The organism is Micromonospora solifontis (genome assembly GCF_003725545.1).
GTDB classification, from domain to species: Bacteria; Actinomycetota; Actinomycetes; order Mycobacteriales; family Micromonosporaceae; genus Micromonospora; species Micromonospora solifontis.
This window is the reverse complement of the sequence record NZ_RJLN01000070.1, coordinates 1-17,510: the sequence shown is the minus strand read 5'-3', so window position 1 is coordinate 17,510 and position 17,510 is coordinate 1. Positions and strand designations below refer to the sequence as shown.

Annotated in this window: 16 protein-coding genes; 4 read left to right on the top strand and 12 right to left on the bottom strand. The window is 70.8% G+C overall.

Features of this window, described 5'->3' with window-relative positions:
* Nucleotides 1-80 precede the first annotated feature (80 nt).
* Both EFE23_RS20925 and EFE23_RS20920 read right to left on the bottom strand, forming a co-directional pair.
* On the bottom strand, nucleotides 81-1,772 hold the full coding sequence (locus EFE23_RS20925) for a replication-relaxation family protein (protein WP_255421169.1): 1,692 nt from the start codon (nucleotides 1,770-1,772) through the stop codon (nucleotides 81-83).
* Between the two features lie 352 nt (nucleotides 1,773-2,124).
* Nucleotides 2,125-2,880 carry a hypothetical protein gene (locus EFE23_RS20920; RefSeq protein WP_233601086.1) on the bottom strand — a complete coding sequence of 252 codons (756 nt, stop codon included), beginning with the start codon at nucleotides 2,878-2,880 and terminating at the stop codon, nucleotides 2,125-2,127.
* 825 nt (nucleotides 2,881-3,705) lie between these two features.
* On the opposite strand from EFE23_RS20920, the gene EFE23_RS20910 reads away from it, so the two are divergent.
* From EFE23_RS20910 to EFE23_RS20895, 4 genes are all read left to right on the top strand, one after another.
* Nucleotides 3,706-4,227 carry a DUF5956 family protein gene (locus tag EFE23_RS20910; protein ID WP_123242639.1) on the top strand — a complete coding sequence of 174 codons (522 nt, stop codon included), beginning with the start codon at nucleotides 3,706-3,708 and terminating at the stop codon, nucleotides 4,225-4,227.
* Nucleotides 4,228-4,319: 92 nt separating this feature from the next.
* Nucleotides 4,320-4,766, top strand: a complete 447-nt coding sequence (locus EFE23_RS20905) for an ATP-binding protein (protein WP_123242638.1) — start codon at nucleotides 4,320-4,322, stop codon at nucleotides 4,764-4,766.
* Complete coding sequence (locus EFE23_RS20900) at nucleotides 4,763-5,104, top strand: STAS domain-containing protein (protein ID WP_123242637.1); 342 nt, start codon at nucleotides 4,763-4,765, stop codon at nucleotides 5,102-5,104. The genes EFE23_RS20905 and EFE23_RS20900 overlap by 4 nt, the downstream gene beginning before the upstream one ends.
* A 113-nt stretch (nucleotides 5,105-5,217) precedes the next feature.
* A complete protein-coding gene (locus tag EFE23_RS20895; protein WP_123242636.1) occupies nucleotides 5,218-5,739 on the top strand; it encodes a DUF5956 family protein in 522 nt (173 codons plus the stop codon).
* Nucleotides 5,740-6,000: 261 nt separating this feature from the next.
* Here the strand turns inward: EFE23_RS20895 and EFE23_RS20890 are convergent, their stop codons facing one another.
* The 10 genes from EFE23_RS20890 to EFE23_RS20845 all read right to left on the bottom strand — a co-directional run bounded on the left by EFE23_RS20890 (nucleotide 6,001) and on the right by EFE23_RS20845 (nucleotide 17,203).
* Nucleotides 6,001-6,750, bottom strand: a complete 750-nt coding sequence (locus tag EFE23_RS20890) for a replication-relaxation family protein (RefSeq protein ID WP_158675898.1) — start codon at nucleotides 6,748-6,750, stop codon at nucleotides 6,001-6,003.
* Nucleotides 6,751-7,134: 384 nt separating this feature from the next.
* The gene (locus tag EFE23_RS20885) at nucleotides 7,135-8,172 is read right to left on the bottom strand and encodes a helix-turn-helix transcriptional regulator (RefSeq protein WP_158675897.1); all 1,038 of its coding nucleotides are present in this window, start codon (nucleotides 8,170-8,172) and stop codon (nucleotides 7,135-7,137) included.
* Between the two features lie 59 nt (nucleotides 8,173-8,231).
* Complete coding sequence (locus tag EFE23_RS20880) at nucleotides 8,232-9,329, bottom strand: glycosyltransferase family 4 protein (protein ID WP_123242633.1); 1,098 nt, start codon at nucleotides 9,327-9,329, stop codon at nucleotides 8,232-8,234.
* Complete coding sequence (locus tag EFE23_RS20875; protein ID WP_123242632.1) at nucleotides 9,316-10,263, bottom strand: DNA-3-methyladenine glycosylase family protein; 948 nt, start codon at nucleotides 10,261-10,263, stop codon at nucleotides 9,316-9,318. The genes EFE23_RS20880 and EFE23_RS20875 overlap by 14 nt, the downstream gene beginning before the upstream one ends.
* Nucleotides 10,260-11,201: a S66 peptidase family protein gene (locus EFE23_RS20870; protein WP_123242631.1), complete on the bottom strand. Its 942-nt coding sequence runs from the start codon at nucleotides 11,199-11,201 to the stop codon at nucleotides 10,260-10,262. The genes EFE23_RS20875 and EFE23_RS20870 overlap by 4 nt, the downstream gene beginning before the upstream one ends.
* A gap of 26 nt (nucleotides 11,202-11,227) precedes the next feature.
* Nucleotides 11,228-13,612: an SUMF1/EgtB/PvdO family nonheme iron enzyme gene (locus EFE23_RS20865; RefSeq protein WP_123242630.1), complete on the bottom strand. Its 2,385-nt coding sequence runs from the start codon at nucleotides 13,610-13,612 to the stop codon at nucleotides 11,228-11,230.
* A 9-nt stretch (nucleotides 13,613-13,621) separates the two neighbouring features.
* A complete protein-coding gene (locus tag EFE23_RS20860) occupies nucleotides 13,622-14,353 on the bottom strand; it encodes an SDR family oxidoreductase (RefSeq protein ID WP_123242629.1) in 732 nt (243 codons plus the stop codon).
* Nucleotides 14,353-14,784, bottom strand: coding sequence for a hypothetical protein (locus EFE23_RS20855; protein ID WP_148058498.1), 432 nt, complete (start codon nucleotides 14,782-14,784; stop codon nucleotides 14,353-14,355). Before EFE23_RS20855 ends, EFE23_RS20860 begins: the two co-directional genes overlap by 1 nt.
* The gene (locus tag EFE23_RS20850) at nucleotides 14,781-16,160 is read right to left on the bottom strand and encodes a B12-binding domain-containing radical SAM protein (protein WP_123242627.1); all 1,380 of its coding nucleotides are present in this window, start codon (nucleotides 16,158-16,160) and stop codon (nucleotides 14,781-14,783) included. The genes EFE23_RS20855 and EFE23_RS20850 overlap by 4 nt, the downstream gene beginning before the upstream one ends.
* Entirely contained in the window at nucleotides 16,157-17,203 is a 1,047-nt protein-coding gene (locus EFE23_RS20845; protein WP_123242626.1) for a radical SAM protein, read from the bottom strand. The genes EFE23_RS20850 and EFE23_RS20845 overlap by 4 nt, the downstream gene beginning before the upstream one ends.
* Nucleotides 17,204-17,510: the final 307 nt, after the last annotated feature.

Sequence of the window (17,510 nt, the reverse complement as noted above, 5' to 3'; positions counted from 1 at the left end):
GGGTTGACGGCCGATCGGTTACGTCGCTGCCGCGCCCGCTGCGGGCCGCCTGGGGGCGTGTAGGCAGGTACGCACGCCGGTCAGGCGTCGTTGGTGGTGTCGGCGAGCAGGGCCGCGATGAGGTCGGTCAGGGGGGTGACGGTGTGGCATTGGTCGTGGGGTAGGCGCTTGCTGTGGTGGCAGCCGGGGCAGTCGCCGGTGTCGGTGGCGGGGATGGTGAGCGCGCAGCGGGCGCAGGCGGTCAGGTGCTCGACGTCGAAGGCCGCAGCGAGCGTCGCGCGGTCGGTGCGCTGGCGCTGCCACCAGGACAGGTGGGTCCACTCGGCGGTGACCTGCTGGTCGCGCCACTGCGGGTAGGTCGGTGCCGTGGCCTCGTCCCGGTGGCCGGGTGGCTGCCAGTAGCGCCACACCTGCGCCTGCGCGGCGTCGCGGGTGGGAGCGTCGCCAAGCTGGTGGTGCTCGGCGGGAGTGAGCAGGCGCCGCCCGGCGAGGTGCGCGGCGGCGGCGTACCAGGCGGGCCGGTCCTCCCCGGTGCTGGTGGCGAGGTGTGCGAGCTGGCGGACCTGGTGTGACCACGCCTGCTGGTGGAGGCGGGTGAGAGTGGCGGCCAGGGCGGGCGTGTCGCCGCTGGAGCGGGGGCTGCGCCGCCACCACTCGGCCAGGGCGTCCAGGGTCGCGTCAGTGTCGAGGTGGGGTGTGAATGGGTCGGTCGGGTCGTGGTGGGTGTCGAGCAGGTAGCTGACAAGGTCGACCGCCGCCGGGCCGAGCAGCGGGAGCAGCGGACGCGGTCTGACGCGGATACGCCGCAGCGTGTCGTCGCGCCGCAGGCGGTCGGCCTCGGCCTCCTGCCGTTGGTAGGCCGGCCACGCGGCGGCGGCGGTGGTGGCGCGTTCGGTGCAGATCGCGGTCAGGGTGACCTCGGCGGCTTCCGGGTCGGTCAGCGTCCAGGCGTGCTCGGTGACCGCGCGGGCCGGATCACGGACGCAACCGGCCGCGGCGACGACGAGCCGCCCGTGCGCGGCGATCAGGTCGAAGTCGCCGACCGGCCGCCGCCCATAGCCGGGCAGGCTTTTGTCGCCGAGATGGCGGGCGGCGTTGCGGGTGAAGGTGACCGCCCGATGGCCGGTTGTGGTCAGCAGCAGCAGCGGCGGGCAGTACGGGAACCGGCCCCGCCACGCCTCGTCGCGGGCGTAGGCCCGGTACCGGTCGAGCTTGCCCCGAAGCTGGGTCTGCGTCATCGACGCCAGGTCGACCTCGATGAACGCCGCCACCTCCTGCCCGTCGTCCAGGACCGCCTCCAACACGGCGTCCGGGGTGAGCCGCTTCACGCTCGCGCCACCCCACCGCGAGGCCGAGCCTTCCCACTCCTGCCACCCGGCCCGGTCGGTGGCCCACCCGGTCAACGTCAACCCCACGGCCGGGCCGTGCTCGCGCAGGGCCAGCCACACCTCCGTGATGGTGGCCGCGTGCGCGCTGAACAGCGCCGACGGGCGGCGTCCGTCCGCCGGAGACGTCCCGGTGACCAGGCGGGCTCCGGCGGGACGCAGCCACCAGTGGTGCGGCGCGCTGCCGCGCTGGCGGCCGGGCCGGTCGTAGTCCACCAGACCGGCCGTGCGCAGCTGCTCCAGCCGGTACAGCACCGTCCGCGCCGGAGTCGCCGTGGCACGGGCGAGCTGGTCAGTGGTCATCACCCGGTGATCGTTGAGCAGCAGTAACAGGTGTTCGCTGGGGCCGCCGGAGGCCCGCAGCCGATCAGTCGTTCCGGACGGCATCAACACACTCCCTTTCGCGCTGTTACGCGGATATCCGCTTCCCCGGGGGAGAGAAGACATAGTCAGTCGCCGGTCTCCTCACCAGGCAAAACTCGGCGCGGACCGGCCTCTTCACGGACTGTCAGGTTGCGGATCGGGTCCAGACCAATCCGCAAACCACCCAGGCCCACAGTGACCTCCGTCAGCAGAGGCAGCGAGGCTGTCAGCACCAGACCCACCCTGATTGCCGAGAGCTGTCCAACCCCCACTGTCTCGGTCAGGTCCGCTGGACAGCCGTCCCTTGCGTCAGCCAGGCGCAGTGCCGGCGACGGTCGGGCCAGCAGCCGCCGGGCCACCGCCCGGGTCGCCGGGATTACCGTGTGACGTCTGACAGTTCCGGTTCGCTGAAGCACCAGCGCAGCCAGAGGGTTGTCTCCAGATCCCAGAAGGCGGCGGCGGTGAGGCCGTGAGCGGAGGGCAGGTTGAAGCCCTGGATGGCGGCCACCGCGGGCAGGGTCAGGTGGATGCCGTCGAGGTCGGCGGCGACCGCAGCCCAGTCGGGGAACACCAGGCGTTCAACCACTCGTGGGTAAGCCTCGAGGAAGGCGACCCAGTCGCGGGCCCGGGTCACCTCCAGGACTCGGGCGTCCGGCGTCGCCAGCAGCCGCCAGGTGTACCAGGGCAGCGGATACAGCCAGGAGCCGTGATAGTTGTCGAGGTAGGCCCGCCACATGCTGCGGCCACCGGACACCGCGGTGCTGGTGTAGAGGCCGAGGCCGAAGGGCTTCGTGCTGGGCGGCTCCGACTTGCGGTCGCGCGCGGCGACGAAGCGGTGCGCGGCGAGTTCGGGTACCTGCCGGCTGGTGCCGATCCACGTCTGCTCGTCACGGCGCAGCGGCCCGTCGACCAGCGCGGGGTGATTGCGGCGGATGTCGGCGAGCAGCCGGCAGGTGCCGATGATCTCGTCGGCCTGCGCGGCGCCCACGATGGCCGGGCCGCCCACCTCGGCCTCGATTCGCGTGTCGGTGTGCAACTGCATGACGGACAGGAAGTGCCGCAGCCGAGGGTCGTCAGGCCCCGGTGACGCTGGTGGCGTGGCGTCGAGTTCCGCGACGCGCCGCCGCAGCAACCAGCTCCCATCAAGCGGCACGGCGACGTCCTTCCAGGTGCAAATGGGTGCCGCGCGGCGGCGCGGTGGCAACGCCCGGCGGGTCAGCGACGGCCTGGGCCGTGCTGGCCAGTGTCATCTCGGGCGACCGCGGCCGCTGTCACCGCCACGCGCGAGCGTGTCGTTCACGGGTTGGCTGCTTAGCGCGCCGCCCCGAGCCTGCTGCGGGTGAAGTCCACGTCCAAGACTGCCGATGATCTGCTTTCGGTGCGGGGTGGTCGTACTCTTGAGCGCCCGATCGCGGGAGGCGTGGATGGGATTGTCAGGCCGGGATTGCCCTGACTGTGGTCGCAGTGTCCGGGAGCCGTTCGAGAAGACGATCACCGGCCGGGAGGTGTGCCCGGACTGCGCGAATGCCCTGTTCATGGGCTCCGCCGCAGGTGCGATCACCGGGAACGTCGGGTCTGGGTATGGGGTCTGGGCGATGCTCATGCGCAAAATCCGACGCTCCGGCTGAGCGCATGGCGGTCTGTCCGTCGGCGGGCTAGGTAGCTCTTGGGTTTGCGGATCGGTCCAGACCGATCCGCAACCCACGGACTCGCAGCGACTCTGTCAGCACCCGACCCGACCTCACCCTAGGGCTGTCAACCCCTCCGCAGCCGGTTCACCTCGAGCCTGACAGCCGCCCACGAGTCTGTCAGGGGCGCTTGAGCGGCGGTCGTGTCACGGGTCGCCGCGGCACCGCTCCGGCTGAACGGCCTTCCGACGTAGGAATACATCCTCGGTCACCTTGAGAAGCCTGCTCACACGAGGGTGAGCTTGCGGGAGTGGTCGTAGAGTGCGGGCGTGGACATCGGCTACGACTGGGGCGTCGACCAGTCCGCGCATCCGGCGGCGGCACGCGCGCCGGACGTGGACGGCCTGACACCGGAGCAGCTGCCTGAGGTGCGGGAGCTGACCGCGCGGGGCTGGCACCTGGCCCCGGACGCGCCCATGCTGGTCTTCCTGCCCGCCGTGTGGCCCCGCCCGCTGCGCACCTGGGTGCCCGACCGGGCCGCCCGCTACGAGACGTGGTACGAACAGAACCCGACAACCTACGAGGTGCTGCGCGAGCAGACCATGCGCTCCAGCTGGGAGTCCCGGACCGAGGTCGACAACGACACGGACGCCCTGCTGGCCAAGGCGGGCATCACCAGACGGCCGCGAGGACGCCTGTGGCTGCTGAAGCCGCCGCCCGGCTTCGCCGATCTCGACGGCTTCCTCACCGACCTCGGCCGCCGCGCTGACGCCGCCGGCATCGAGGGAGCCTGTAGCCGGCAGTACGTGTGGTTCACCGCCGAGCGCCTGCGGGACCTGACCGGCGAGTGAGCAATGACCGGCCGATCAGTGCGACGAAGGCCGTCCGGTACTCGGACGGCTGTCACGAGGCGGCGGCTGCTCGGGTGGGGTATGGTCCGCGCATGGTCAGCGGATCGGCTGATTACGGACAGGCGCCCACACCGTCGAACATCGAGGGTGTTCTGCTGCTGGTCGTGGTGTTCACCGCCGAGCTGGTGCCCGAGGTGCGCCACACTCTCACGGCGGCGGTCGCCCGCGCGGGCCTGAGCGGGGATGAAGGGGAGGACTTCGTGCTCGCCGTGCACGAGCTGGTCACCAACGCCGTGCGCCACGGTGGCGGCAGCGGCGAGCTGCGCCTGCACCGCCAGCCCGGACGCCTGACCTGTCAGGTCCGCGACCACGGCGGCGGCACGAGCGCCGACGTGCCCGCGCTGCCCAACGCCAACGTTCCCGGCCAGCGCGGCCTCTGGCTCGCCCACCACCTCACCGGCGGCCTCACACTGGACACCAGCCCGCACGGACTGACCGCCACGGTCAGCGCCGACCTGTGCCCGCCGGACGAGCCATGAGCGACCCCGCCAACCTCTGGCACTGGCACAGCCAGCCCCACCCAGACCGCACTCTGGTCACCCTCGCCGGGGAACTCGACCTCAGCAGCGTCGAGCAGTTGAGCGACCGGCTGACCGCCACCATCGCCGCCACCCCGACCGTTGACGTCGACCTGGCCGCCGTGACCTTCATCGACTCCACCGTCATCAGCGTGCTCGTCTCGGCCCACCACGCCGCCGCTCTCGCCGGCGGCGCCCTGACCCTGCTGCACCCCACCGGTCAGGTCCAGCGCGTCCTCATCATCACCGGCATCCTGCCGCTGCTCGGCCCCGACAACCCGCTGGCACCCCGTGCGTAACCGGCTCACCGACCTGGCCGTCACAACTGCGGGATGGGCGCCGCTTCCCGCCATGACGGCGCAGCCAAGCCGGACCGTCTTGTCTGCCAGGTCACGGGCCGAGGGAGCGCATCATGAGCGATACCAGCGCCGCACCGAACGCCTGGGACACGGCCAGACCATTCCCCGGATCACCGCCGGGCATCTCCGATCGCCGCGACGCCATCGACACCCCTGATGGCCGGTTCTGGGAGCTGAGCGAATCAGGCTGGGACGCCATGCTCGGCTACCTCGCCGACCCCGCCACCCTCGCGCGGTGCGTCGAAACCCGGCACCATCAGGTCGAAGTGACGGTCATCGACAGCACCGGCGAGCGCACGTTCTTCGTGCCGCGCACCTCCGACGATCAACAGATCATCGACGAGGGCGCGAACTCGTATCTGCGGGACGTGGGACTGCCGCAGCGGCCGACCGGGTACCGCTGGTTCCAACGCCTCCCCGGCGACCTTACCGTCAAAGACATCGATGAAGCGATCTACGAGGCGATCGATCCGGGAGCTGCCCCGCGACCACCACCCGGCCGAAGCGGTGCCCGCCATCCGCGCCGCCCTGAAGAGGCTGCACCGGCGGTGAGTTGGCGACGGGGCGACGGCTGACCCGCTGCTGTGGGCGGCGGTCCCCGTTGGCACGTCGCCCCGTCACCACGTCCCGAGCGGGCGGCAGGTCCGCCGTCCTGCCGAGCTGGCCCTCTCGGGGCGAAGGATGGGAGCGGCGGGCGCTTTGAGGAAGCCCCCGACCCTTGGGGGTGCCCGCCGCTCCATCGCAGGTGACTGTATCGATTCCCGCCGGTCACGCCGCTAGCATGCGGGGCCGGGTCACTCATCCGGGTGAGGAGTGAGCTGCCCACCCACTGCCTGCTACCGACCGACCTCCGCCAACCGACGCAGACCCTCGGCCCCGGTCACGGCCCAGATCGCCTCAGCGGCGCTGGACGCGTCGAACAGCCGGTCGAGGGTCGCCGTGCCGACCGTCACCGGCAACGGCGCGGCAGCCACGCCACGACGCACCTCGATCTCCCGCTCCACGCTCGGGCACAGCACCAGGACCGCGGCAACCGGGACACCACGCGGCGCGCGCCGGTAGCCCCCCAGGAGGACGTCCGCCTGGGGCGGCGCAGCAAGCCCGGACAGGGCACCCGCTCCGGCGGTGTGCTCGACGTGCAGCACGAACCGTACGGCCCGCCCGCCCTCGATCCACACCCCGTACGCGCTCGGCCTCACCTCGGCCACGCCGTGCTCCCGCAGCAACGCGGCGGCCTCCAACGCCCGCCGCCACCGGAACAACTGACACCGCGGATCCTTGCCGGCATGGGCGGCCAGCCCGACGAAGAACTCGTTGACCACGAACTCGCCCCGACCGGGCCGGCCCAACGCCACCGGCACTGCCCGGCCCGCTTCGCGCAGCCGCGCGGTCAACGCCTGCGCCCCCGCCGCGCTCAACTCGTAGTACGCCACGTGGCGCGGGTCGTCGTCGTGGACGAACCGCCACACCAGCCCGGCCCGCGCCAGCGCGCCCAGATGCCGCGCGGCGGCCGGACGACTGCCGAACAGCAACGTCGTGACCTGACCGGTGTGCAGCACCCCGTGCTCGGCCAGCACCGACAGCACCGCCCAATGCCGCGGCCCCAACCCATGCAGCTGAGCATCACCGGACCGCCGGGCCGGAGGCTGCAGCGAGTTCTCCTGCTGCCCAACCGCGTACTGCCGCGCCACGTGCCCGCCACCCCCTCCCGAAACGCCGGCCTCCGAGTATGGTCGCCGGCCCAGCGGGGCTGCCACTCCCGAAACTTCCTACGCACCCCCTAATACTGATCAGAAAGCGCTTTCCCGGCCTCCGCTGTTCGGCAGATCGACCGAACGGCCGATGCACCAAAGCGACTAAAGCGACTTTCCAGACCTCGACGTCGACTGCTGTCTGATCTTGATGGAGGACGGCGACAGATGGCGTCTTGCTTCCCGTAGAGGGCGGCGTCCGGTGTCATCGCGGTGGAGCTATCGGGAACTGCGTGGGTTGCGGCCTCGGGTGGCGCGTAGCCGACTGTCGTCGTGGAGGTAACTGGCATCCGTGCGGGTATCGCCATCGTGGTCGTAGGTCGCTAGCGCTCGTTGGTAGTGCTGTTGTAGTGCCTGGCGAAGTTCTGCGGGTTCCTCGGCGGCGACGTCGGCGCCGAAGCTGGCCACCAGCGGGACGAGCCACTGCCAGTTGTCCACGTACAGCACGATGCGCACGGTGCCGTCTTGCCCGTGTTGGATCTCGGAGTCGGGTTTGAGCCCGAGCCGCAGCATCTCCTCGCGGGCGCTGGCTTGGACATGCAGGGCGACTCGGATGGAGCCGCGTCCGTAGTCTTCGAGATCTTGGGTCCACCATTGGCGAAGGTCGAACGCGTCGCCGGGGTGGGTGAAGGTCAGGTCCGTCCGGTTGAGTCGGTCGATCAGGTTGAGGCGGAAGCGGCGGGGCTCACCTCGGGTGGGGGCGGCGACGAGCCACCACTCGCCGCCCTTCCAGACCAGCCCGTATGGCTTGACCGTCATGGACTCGGCTGCGGTGGAGCGTTTGACGCGGACGGTGATCTCGATGGCGGTGCTGGTCAGCAGCGCGTAGCGGATGGCCGGGACGTGGCCTGATCCTTCGTCTTGCCAGTACCAGTCGCGGGTGTCGAAGTAGATGCGTTGCCCGATCTTGCGGAGCGTGTCGCGGGCGTAGGCGCTGACGCCGCCGGCTTGGAGGAGGCCGGGGTCGGTGATGGCTTCGTCTCCGTTGTCGATGAGGCCGAGCACGTAGAGGCGGAGCACGTCGTCCGCGTCCATGATCAACGGGTCGACGGGGCTTTCGGCGCTGAGTCGGTAGCCGCCCTCGCGCCCGGCGACGGACTCGATCGGCAGCCCGGCGATGCTCAGTTCCTCGATGTCGCGGTAGATGGTGCGGACGCTGACATCGAAGCGGGTGGCGAGTGCGGTGGCCGAGACCCAGCTCTTGGACCGTAGTTGCTGCACGATGCCGATGTGGCGGGCATAGCGCTGGTTGACCACGATTGCTCCTGACCTGGCGACCGTCACCATTGTCAGGGTTGGGCGGGGTGGTGGCTAGATCATCGGCCGATCGCGCGGCGGTAGGTGGCGAGCAGGGCTGTGCCTGCGGTCGCGGCGGTGTAGTGGGCGAGGTGCGCGGCGACGGTCTGCGCCGGGGGCGCGGGCTGCTGGCAGCGTGTGATGATCGCCTTGGCCATCTGGTCGTCGTCGTACGGGTCGGTGTAGGTCACCAGGTCACCAGCGATCTCCCGGTTGACCGGGGTGTCGGCGGCCAGCACGGGCGCGCCTGCGGCCAGCGCCTCGTGCACGGGCAGGCCGAAGCCCTCGTAGAACGACGGCCAGACGAACGCGGTGCAGGTGGCGAAGTGCTGGGCGAGGCGTTCGTTGCTGAGGTGGCCGAGGACGGCGATGTCCGGCGCCCCGTTGACGGGGAGGCCCCGTTCCCAGCCGAGCCGCCCGACGAGCCTCAGTTGCGGGGGCACCGTGTCGGGTGCGGCGTGCCGGGCGAGTCGGAAGGCCCGGACCAGGCGGGGGATGTTTTTGGTGGGGATGTAGACGCCGACGGTGAGCAGGAACGGCTGCGCGGGCGGTCGGGCCGTGGCGCGAGCGTGGTGGAGTTGGGCGGCGAAACGGCTGTCGATGAAGTTCGGCACGACGGCCAGCGGCTGGGGCGGTTCACCGAAGACGTTGAGGATGTCGGCGCGGCTGGACTGAGAGACGGTGATGATCGCGCGTAGCTGTGGGTGGCGCAGTTGTTCGCGCAGGAGGTCGTTGTCCTGCTCGCGGATGCGTTTGACCATCAGGTCGGGGTACAGGTAGCGGCCGGGGTCGTGCAGCGTGTAGACGGCGGGGTGGTCGAACCGGCGGGGCAGGTCGAACGGGTAGTGCACGAGGTCCGGGGCGAAGCCGCGTAGCGCTCGGGTCAGGGCGTGGGCGTGGCGGGTGCTCACGGTGAGCACGTCGACGTGCGGGAACGCGTCGACCGGGAACGCGGCCCGCTCACTGTCGCGGACCACCACGGCGGTGTGGACGTGCTCGTGCACGGTGCCGAGGGCTTCGAGCAGGAGCAGGATGTAGCGTTCGACGCCGGTCTGGAAGCTGCCGCGCCAGTAGCGAGCGTCGATCGCGACCCGCAGGCGGGTGTCAGGACCGGGCACCGGAGCGCACCCCCACGGTCTTGCCGATCGTGCTGACCCACTGTTCGGTGTCGGTGGTGAGGAAGTCGAGGACGTACTCGCCGAGGTGTCCCCAACGTTGGTCGATGAACGCGGCGACCGCTTCGGGGCTGGGGTTGGGGTTGTCGAGGTAGAGGCGGCCGATGACGTCGATGACGTAGGTGTCGACGTGGGGGATGCCGCCGCTGCCGTAGACGAGGTTCGCGGTGAGGTTGGCGGTGTAGGGGCCGACGCCCTTGATGCCGAGCAGGTCGGAGATCACCTCACCGGGTGGGCGGCTGCGCCAGTCGGCCCAGGTGTAGCCGACCTCGGTGAGGTAGCCGGCGACGTTGGCGAGGTCTTTCGCGCGGAACCCGACCTTGCAGGCGCGCAGTTCCTCGTCGGTGGCGCGGGCCATCATGGGCGGGGTCGGGAACACGTGCACGGGCTCGCCGGCCACCGTCTCGCCGCTGGGCTCGCCGAAGGCGGCGGCGAGGTTGCGCATCATGGCGTAGATGCGGTTGAAGTTGGTGCGCTTGGCGCACACCACCCCGCACAGCGCCTCGAACACGTCGGGGTAGAGCTTGCCGCGACCGAGGCCGCGGTGGCTGACGGCGGCTTGCAGGACCGGATCGCCGGCCGCGAGGGCGATGACCTGTTCGTACGGGTAGTCCAGTTGCAGGCAGCGCACCAGCGCGGCGCGAACCTGTTCAAGGCCATCGGGAACGGCGTCGTCCACGGTGACCCGGGCGGTGAGCTGGCTCGGTGCGCTCTGCCTGATCCGCGCGACGGCGTGGTGGGCGTCCTTGGGACCGATGCGTAGCGGACGGACCAGCTCGTCACCGTCACGCACCCACGGATAGATCAGGTAGGTCTCCAGCGCGTAGGTGAAGTCGACGTGGCTGTCCAGGTCCAGGACAAGGTCGTGGCTGCTCATCGGGCCTCGATTAGGTCGTCGCAGTAGCGCAGGACAGGGCTTTCGTCGTCGAGTCGCAGCTCGACCGCACCGCCGATCGGCAGCGGGATCTTGCGGGGGGTGTGCCCGAACTCGACGTTGGTGATCACCGGGAAGGCGCCGCCGACGCAACGCACGATCAGGTCGTCCCAGCTCGCGTCGGGCGCGTCGCCCCGGCTGGTATCGACGGGCACGCCGACGACGAGCGCGGCGATCCGGTCGAAGACGCCGGCCAGCCGCAGGTGGGTGAGGGCGGCGTCGATGTCCACCCAGTCCACGAAGACCTCTTCGAGGACCAGGACGGCGCCGTCGAGGTCGGGTAAGTAGTCGGTCCCGACGAGCGCGCGGATGCTGCCGAGGTGCCCTCCGACGACCGGGCCTCTCACGGTGGCGCCCGCGCCGCGCAGGGTTCTCCAGTCCTTGCCCGGAACCTCCCGCCCGGTCAGGCCACCGGTGATGGCCTCGAAGAAGGCGGTGGCGGTGTCTTCGTGCACCGGGTGCTGGAAGAAGTCGTAGCCGGAGGGGCCGTGCAGGGTGAGCAGGCCGGTGCGGGCGTGGATCGCGTTGAGGAGAACGGCGGGGTCGGACATGCCGGTCAAGATGGTGGGGTTGGCGGCGATGGCGTCGTAGTCCAGCAGGGGCAGCAGTTGCGCCGCGCCCTTGCCGCCGGTGGCGGGCACGATGAGCCGCACGTCGGGGTCGGTGAAGGCGGCGGTGAGGTCGGCGGCGCGTTGCTCGGCCGGACCGGCGAGGTAGCCGGTGGCGGCCCGGCAACTCGGGTAGGTGCGCACCTCGTATCCGCGAGCGCGCAGGTAGCCGACGAGCCGGTCGAGGTCGTCGCCGCTCACCGGGGACGATGTGGCAGTCACTGCCACGGTGGAACCGGGCGGTGCAGCCGGTGGCCGGATCGTGGTGGGCATCGTGTCTACCTTCCTGGTTGATCTTCTCAGGCGGCGTCGCGGACGACGCGGAAGCCCACGAGGTGCCCGCAGTGCTCGGCGGACTCCAGGGGGCGCACGGTGGCGCGCAGGAAGTAGGCGTTGGCGCGCGTGTCACCGCCTCGGTACTGCGGGTGGTCGCGGTAGCTGCCGGAGCACCACTGCCACAGGTGGCCGGTCATGTCCTGGACTCCGAACGGCGAGGTCCCCCAACGGTTGGCGGTAATCGTATGGAGGGCCGAGCCTCGGGCCAAGCAACGCGGCGGCGCGGGCACAGCGGCGCCCCAGGGGAACCAGCGGCCGTCGGTGCCACGAGCGGCGAACTCCCATTCGTCCTCGGTGGGCAGCCGACCGCCGGCCCACAGCGCGTAGCGCTGCGCCCAGATCCAGGGCACGACGGCCGGCAGTTGTCCCGTCCCGAACGCCGGTCGCGCGTCCGCGACGGGGCCGATGACGTACTGCTCGCCGGTGGCGTCGACAGCTGCGGCCTGTTCCGCTCGGTCGGCCGCGCGGAGGAAGGCGGCGAACATGTCGCGGCTGACGAGGTGCTGATCCATCCAGAACGGTGCGAGGTCGACCGGGCGTGGATCTTCGCCGATGGGATCGAGCCCGAACACGGACCGGACCACGGCGCGGTCCTCCGCGCGGAGCCCGAGGGTGGCCGGGCCTCCGGGGACGAGCACCTCGGTTGCGCCGTCGCTGTCCCGCACGCGGCTCTGCATCGGCGTCTCGGGAGCCGGCTGCAGGGTGGCGTCGAGGTAGCGGGCCATCACCGTCAGAAGATCGTCGGGGCTTTCCCCGTCGCGGGTCACGGTCGTGCCCGTGAACGAGAACCCTGCCCCGTCCGGCACCGGCTCGGCCCACTGCTGGTGGGCGTACCACTGGGCGTAGGTCTCGTTGCGGCCGTTGGGCTGCCACCGGGCGGTCAGTTCCTTGACGCCCCGGCCGAGCACGACGGCTTGGACCTGGCCGAACATGCGCCGCTGGGCTCCGGCCCACAGCAGCCGGCAGCTTGCCAGGAACGAGTCCAGCAGGGCCGGGCCGTCCGGCGCGAAGGTGATCTCGGCGCACCCGACGATCTCGTCGGCCAGGTCTGAGCCGTGGTAGGTGACCCGAAACGCCAGGACGCTCCACGCCGGGTCGGCGACCAGGGCCGCCAACTGATCGGCGGTGCGACGCGGGGTGGTCATGTTGAACTGGTTGGTGCGGGCGTGCAACTGCGCGAGCCGCCGCAGGGTCTCCTCGTCGGCTGGGTCCTCGATACACACGATCTCCGGCACGAGTTCGCCGCTGCGGCGGGCCTGGTAGAAGCGTGTCCGTTGCAGGTCCGAGGTCGTGGGCGGTTGGTCGCTGCCGGGGTGTAGCTGCCGGAACAGGTCGGTGACGAGCAGCGGGGTGGCCGCCACCGCGGGCACGTGCAGTGCCGGGTACGCGGCGCGCAGACGCTCCTGCTGGCCGGGGTTGTCGTCGATGAACGCCGCGTGGTGCGCGGCGATCCGGTCGAAGTAGCCCAACGCCCACGTGGTCGCGGCGGTCTTGTCGACGTCCGGCGCGGCCCACAGCTCCGCCAGTGGCACGGCCGGGTCAACACAGTTGAGGGCGGCCTGCGCCTCGGCCGGGTCGTTCTTGCTGATGCCTGCCAGCAGAGCGCCGCGTCGCTGCCGCTCGGCGAGATGCTGCCGCCACACCCGGTGACCGAGCTGGCCGACGATCCCACCGGCCGTGAGCGCGTCCGGCAGGCCGTCCTCGGCCACCGTGCCGGGCCACAGCACCCCATCGAGATCGGTCAGGAACACCTTGGGCGCGGTGGCCAGGTGCGGGGCGAGCGCCTGCCAGTGCGCCCACGCCAGGTCCACCAGACGGTTCCACAGGTAGCCGACGCGGTCGCGGCGCCCGAGCGCCTCGAGCGCGGCGGCCACCGCCGCGAAGTCCTCACCGGCGGCCAGCACGTCGAGGTCGGCCACCCGGTGCACGGGCACCACCACTGCACCGGCGGCCGTCGCGGCCTCGGCCACGCCCGCGTTCGCCTGCTCCACGGCCTGCGCCGACATCGGGTCGGCGTGCGGCAGGGTTTGGACCAGCGTCAGGCCCGTCGGGCCGTCGACGGCGGCCAGCCGATCCCGCAGCGCGGCGACCAGCGCGGTCTCGGCCTGGCCGGCGTTGGCGTACACCGCGCTCGCGGCGTCCAGCGCCGCCGTCACCACGACCGTGACCCTCGGCGGCGAGCCCTGCGCGTCGCCGAACCTTTCGGCGAGCCGTTGCACCAGCGCCGCCAACCCGGGCAGCCGTGCCCCGTCCGGGACGAAGCCGATGTCCAGGACGTCGGTCTCCGGCTCACCGGCGAGGCCCGGCCGTTCGAGGTCAGCCAGCCAGCGCATGTACCCCAGCGTCATCGTCGCCTCCTACCGAGCCCCGCTGTCGAAGACCAGCCGCACCACCGTGCCGGTGGCGTAGTCCCACACCGGGTCGCAGCCCAACCCGCCGATGACGCCTGCCACCTCCTGCACGGTCAACGCCCGCCCAGCGGGCAGCCCGGCATAGTGCGCGCCGATGTCGGTCACGCCCTTGACGGCGAGGATCTGCTCGGCCTGCGGGGACGCGACCAGCGACGGCGCGATGACGTTGACCCGCACGCCGTGGCGGGCCTCCTCCTTGGCCAGCGTCAGCGCGAGCGCCTCCAGCGCCGCCTTCGACGCGGTGTACGCGCCGTTGCCGGCCCCGGCCACCCGCACGGTGTCCGAGCTGACGACGACGAGCCGGGCCGCTCCGGCGCGGGCCCGGGCGGCGAGTGCCTGCCAGGCCGTGACGAGCCCGAGCGCGTTCACCGCGAACAGTCGGGCGAACTCCTCTCCAGGCGTATCCGCAACCGGCCGTTTCGAAGACGGAACGCCGACGGCGAACACCACGACGGCAAGCCGGTTAGGAACGGCATCCACGGCCGCACGCAGCCCCGTGGCGTCGCCGCTGGCCGCGTTGAACGGCACCCAGCCAGTACCGGCGTCGGGGTCGCTGGGGTGCTGCCCGTGGTGGGTAGCGATCACGCCCAGCCCGCGCGTGCGCAGCTCGGCCACCACGCTGCGGCCGATGGCACCGGACCCGCCGATCACCACCGCGAGATCCTGCCCGCCGCCCATCAGGCCGCCTCGGTGCGCGGCGAGTCGGGGTGGTCGTTGACAAACATCTCCTCGAACCGCATCTGGGCCGCCGGGATGTCGAACAGCGCGCCGACCGCGCGTGCGGTGTCCGCCGAAGCGGGGTCGTCACGGTCGATGACCGTCACGCAGTTCGGAAACGCCACGTACATCCGCTCGTCGTCGAGGAAGTGCGCGTAGAACCGCTGCGGCAGCAGCACCTCGGCCACCTGCATGGCGACCGTCAGCACCCGGTGGCGGGTCACGGAGAGTTCGGTGATCTGCACCGGCAGGGTGCCGCCGAGCAGGTGCGGATACTGGCGTACCACCACCGCCGGCAGGGGCATGGGCAGCCGCCCGCCGGCCAGGCTCTCCATCAGCACCAGGCCACGCATCATGTCCTCCGAGTCGCCCTTCGACTGTCCGGGCCTCACGCCGGCACCTCCGCTCGCGCTGCCCCGGGTTGCTTCACCAGGCGCGTGTGGGCGCGGGCACGCGCGACGGTCGCCGCCGACGTCCACGGCGTCTGCGAGTCGTAGTAGTCGAAGTCGGCCCAGCCCTCCAACGTCTGCGGCGCCTCGAACCCGTAGCGCAGCGCGTCATCGAACAGCGGCGTACCGGGAAACGGGCCGAACAGGTGCACCCGCGTCTCCGGCCGTGGAGTTAGTTGGCTGATCGCGGTGAGCAGGTCGTAGGTCTCGTCCACCTCGGCGTCGGTCTCGCCGGGGAACCCGACGATGAACGTGTAGCAACCGAGAATGCCGTGCGCGGCGATGTCGGCTGCCACGTCGTACGCCTGCTCCCGGGTGATCTCCTTACGGACGATGTCGCGCAGCACCCGATCGGAGCCCGACTCGATGCCCATCAGCAGCCGCCGGCACCCGGAGGCGGCGATGCTGCCCAACAGGTCGAGTCGCTGCTTGCGGGAGCGCAGCACATCGTTCGGGTTGATCGAGGCCGCCCAGGCGACGTCGAGCTGACGCGCGGCGAGCGCCTGACAGAAGTCGACGGCCCGGCGGGGCTGGACGAAGAAGTCGGCATCGTAGAACTTCACCCCGCTCAGGTCGTACGCCTCGACCAGCTCGGCGATGTCCTGCACCAGCGGGTCGGCCGGCATGGACGACCAGGCCCGCTGGTAGGTCAGCTCGTAGCAGAACTGGCACTTGTAGACACAGCCCTGCGACGAGACGTAGTTCAGCGTCCGCGGCGCCACCGTCGGATCGTCGCGGACGTACTCCTGCACGTTGAGCAACTGCCACGGATACCGGGCCATCATCTCCGTCTTCGGCGTGTTCGCCGGCCCCTTCACCAGCTGCCCGCCGCGCGTCATGAGCAGCCCCGGAACCTGCTCCAGCCGGCCCGAGCCCAGCAGGCAGCGCACCAGCTCCGGCATCGACCGCTGCCCCGGGCCGACCAGCGCCATGTCCACCAGGTCGTGCGCGGCGGTCTGTTCCCCGAGCACGTTGACGTGCGGCCCGCCGAACACCACCGGCGGGCAGCCGGGGCGAAGCTTCGCCTCCCGCACCATCTGCAAGGCGTGCCGGATCTGCCCGCCGCCGGTCATGATGCTGACACCGACACACACCGCCCGGTCGAGGTGCTCGTCCAGAAACGCGGTCCACTCCTGCGCGGTGCGCTGGTTCCCGTCGAAGATCACCACATCGACGTCGCCGTCTGCTAGGAGACGTTGCGCGATCGTCAGCAGCGAGAACGGCATCCAGTGGTACAGGTAGTCCTTCTCGTGCTCCACCCGCGGATAGGCCAGGATCACCAGACGACGCCGCGACGGAGACGGCAGCAGCATCGTCATGACACCACCGCCACCTGAGGTGCCGCGGCACGGAACGTCGCCCCCGCGTAGACGTCAAGCGCCCGTCGCACGGTCGCCTCCAGCTCGCCACCGTCACGTCCGCTGTCGAGCAACTGCGCCAACGGCACGGTGATGTCCTCGCGCAACAGGCAGAACTGCAACCGCAGATCGGCCGTCAGCCGCAGCGCCATCAACGCGTCGTGGCACGGGAACAGCGGGCAGGTGTCGCACACCGAGCCGTACCAGGCGCCGGCGGTGCTGTCCTTCACCACCACCTCGAACCCGGAGACGAACGACAGAACAGTCATCGGGTGCCCCAGCCCGCCCTGCGTACGCGTCGACATCTGCACGGCGTCCGCCGCGAACTGCGCCGTGATCGACTCCAACGGCACATACAGATCCCGGACCACCCGCCCGGCGCGCTTGCGCGCGAGCCGCTTCGCGAAGGACTCAGCCCCCGCGTCGAGATCCTGAATGACGTCCAGCAGCTTCAGCGTCGCGACGCCCTCCCGCTCGCAGAACGCGGCCAGGGCCGCCACCTCGTCGTCATTGACCCCGGCCATCACCACCATGTTGACCTTCACCGGCACGCCCGTCGCCACACATGTCCGCAGAGCGTCCAGCACGGCGGCGTGATCTCCCTTGCCGGTGATCTCCTTGTGCAACGCTGGATCGAGCGTGTCCACGCTCATGTTGAACTGCGTCACCCCGGCCTGAGCCAGCCCGGCCGCGCGAGGCCCGATGCGCGGGTGCCGCGAGATGACCTCGACCTCGTCGAAGGCCGCCTCGGCGCGCAACCGCTCGACCGCCGCCTCCAGCGGGTCATACAGCGCCGGGTCTCCGCCGGTCAACTTCACGCCCGTCACACCCGCACGACGGACCAGACGGCCGACCGACACGAGGTGGTCGACGTTCAACTCGGTGCCCGCCGCGGTGAGCACCGCCTCGCCGGACGGCCGGCAGAAGAAGCACGCACGACCGCACCGCGAGTTGACAGTGACGCGAAACTGAGGCAAAAGCCTGCCAGAACCCTGACGATCCATGCCGCAAGCGTCGAGCGGGCACTCATCATGGTCAAGGTATCGGCGGCAGGGTTGGTGTCAGTGTTTGTCGGCAACCCTCGACCAACACTGACACACACGGTCAGCACCTGATCACGAAAATCGCGTACGGTTGACCCGTGCTTGCGGGAGTCCTGATCGCCGAAAGTCTGCGCCACGACGTGACGCTCGAAGGTCTCGACCTACGGGTCGACAAGATCACTCGCTGGCGAAACCCCGATCCGGCACCCGGCCAGCCGGGCACCTGGACGATCATGAACTTCGCGTCTGGCCGTGACGATGCCGCATG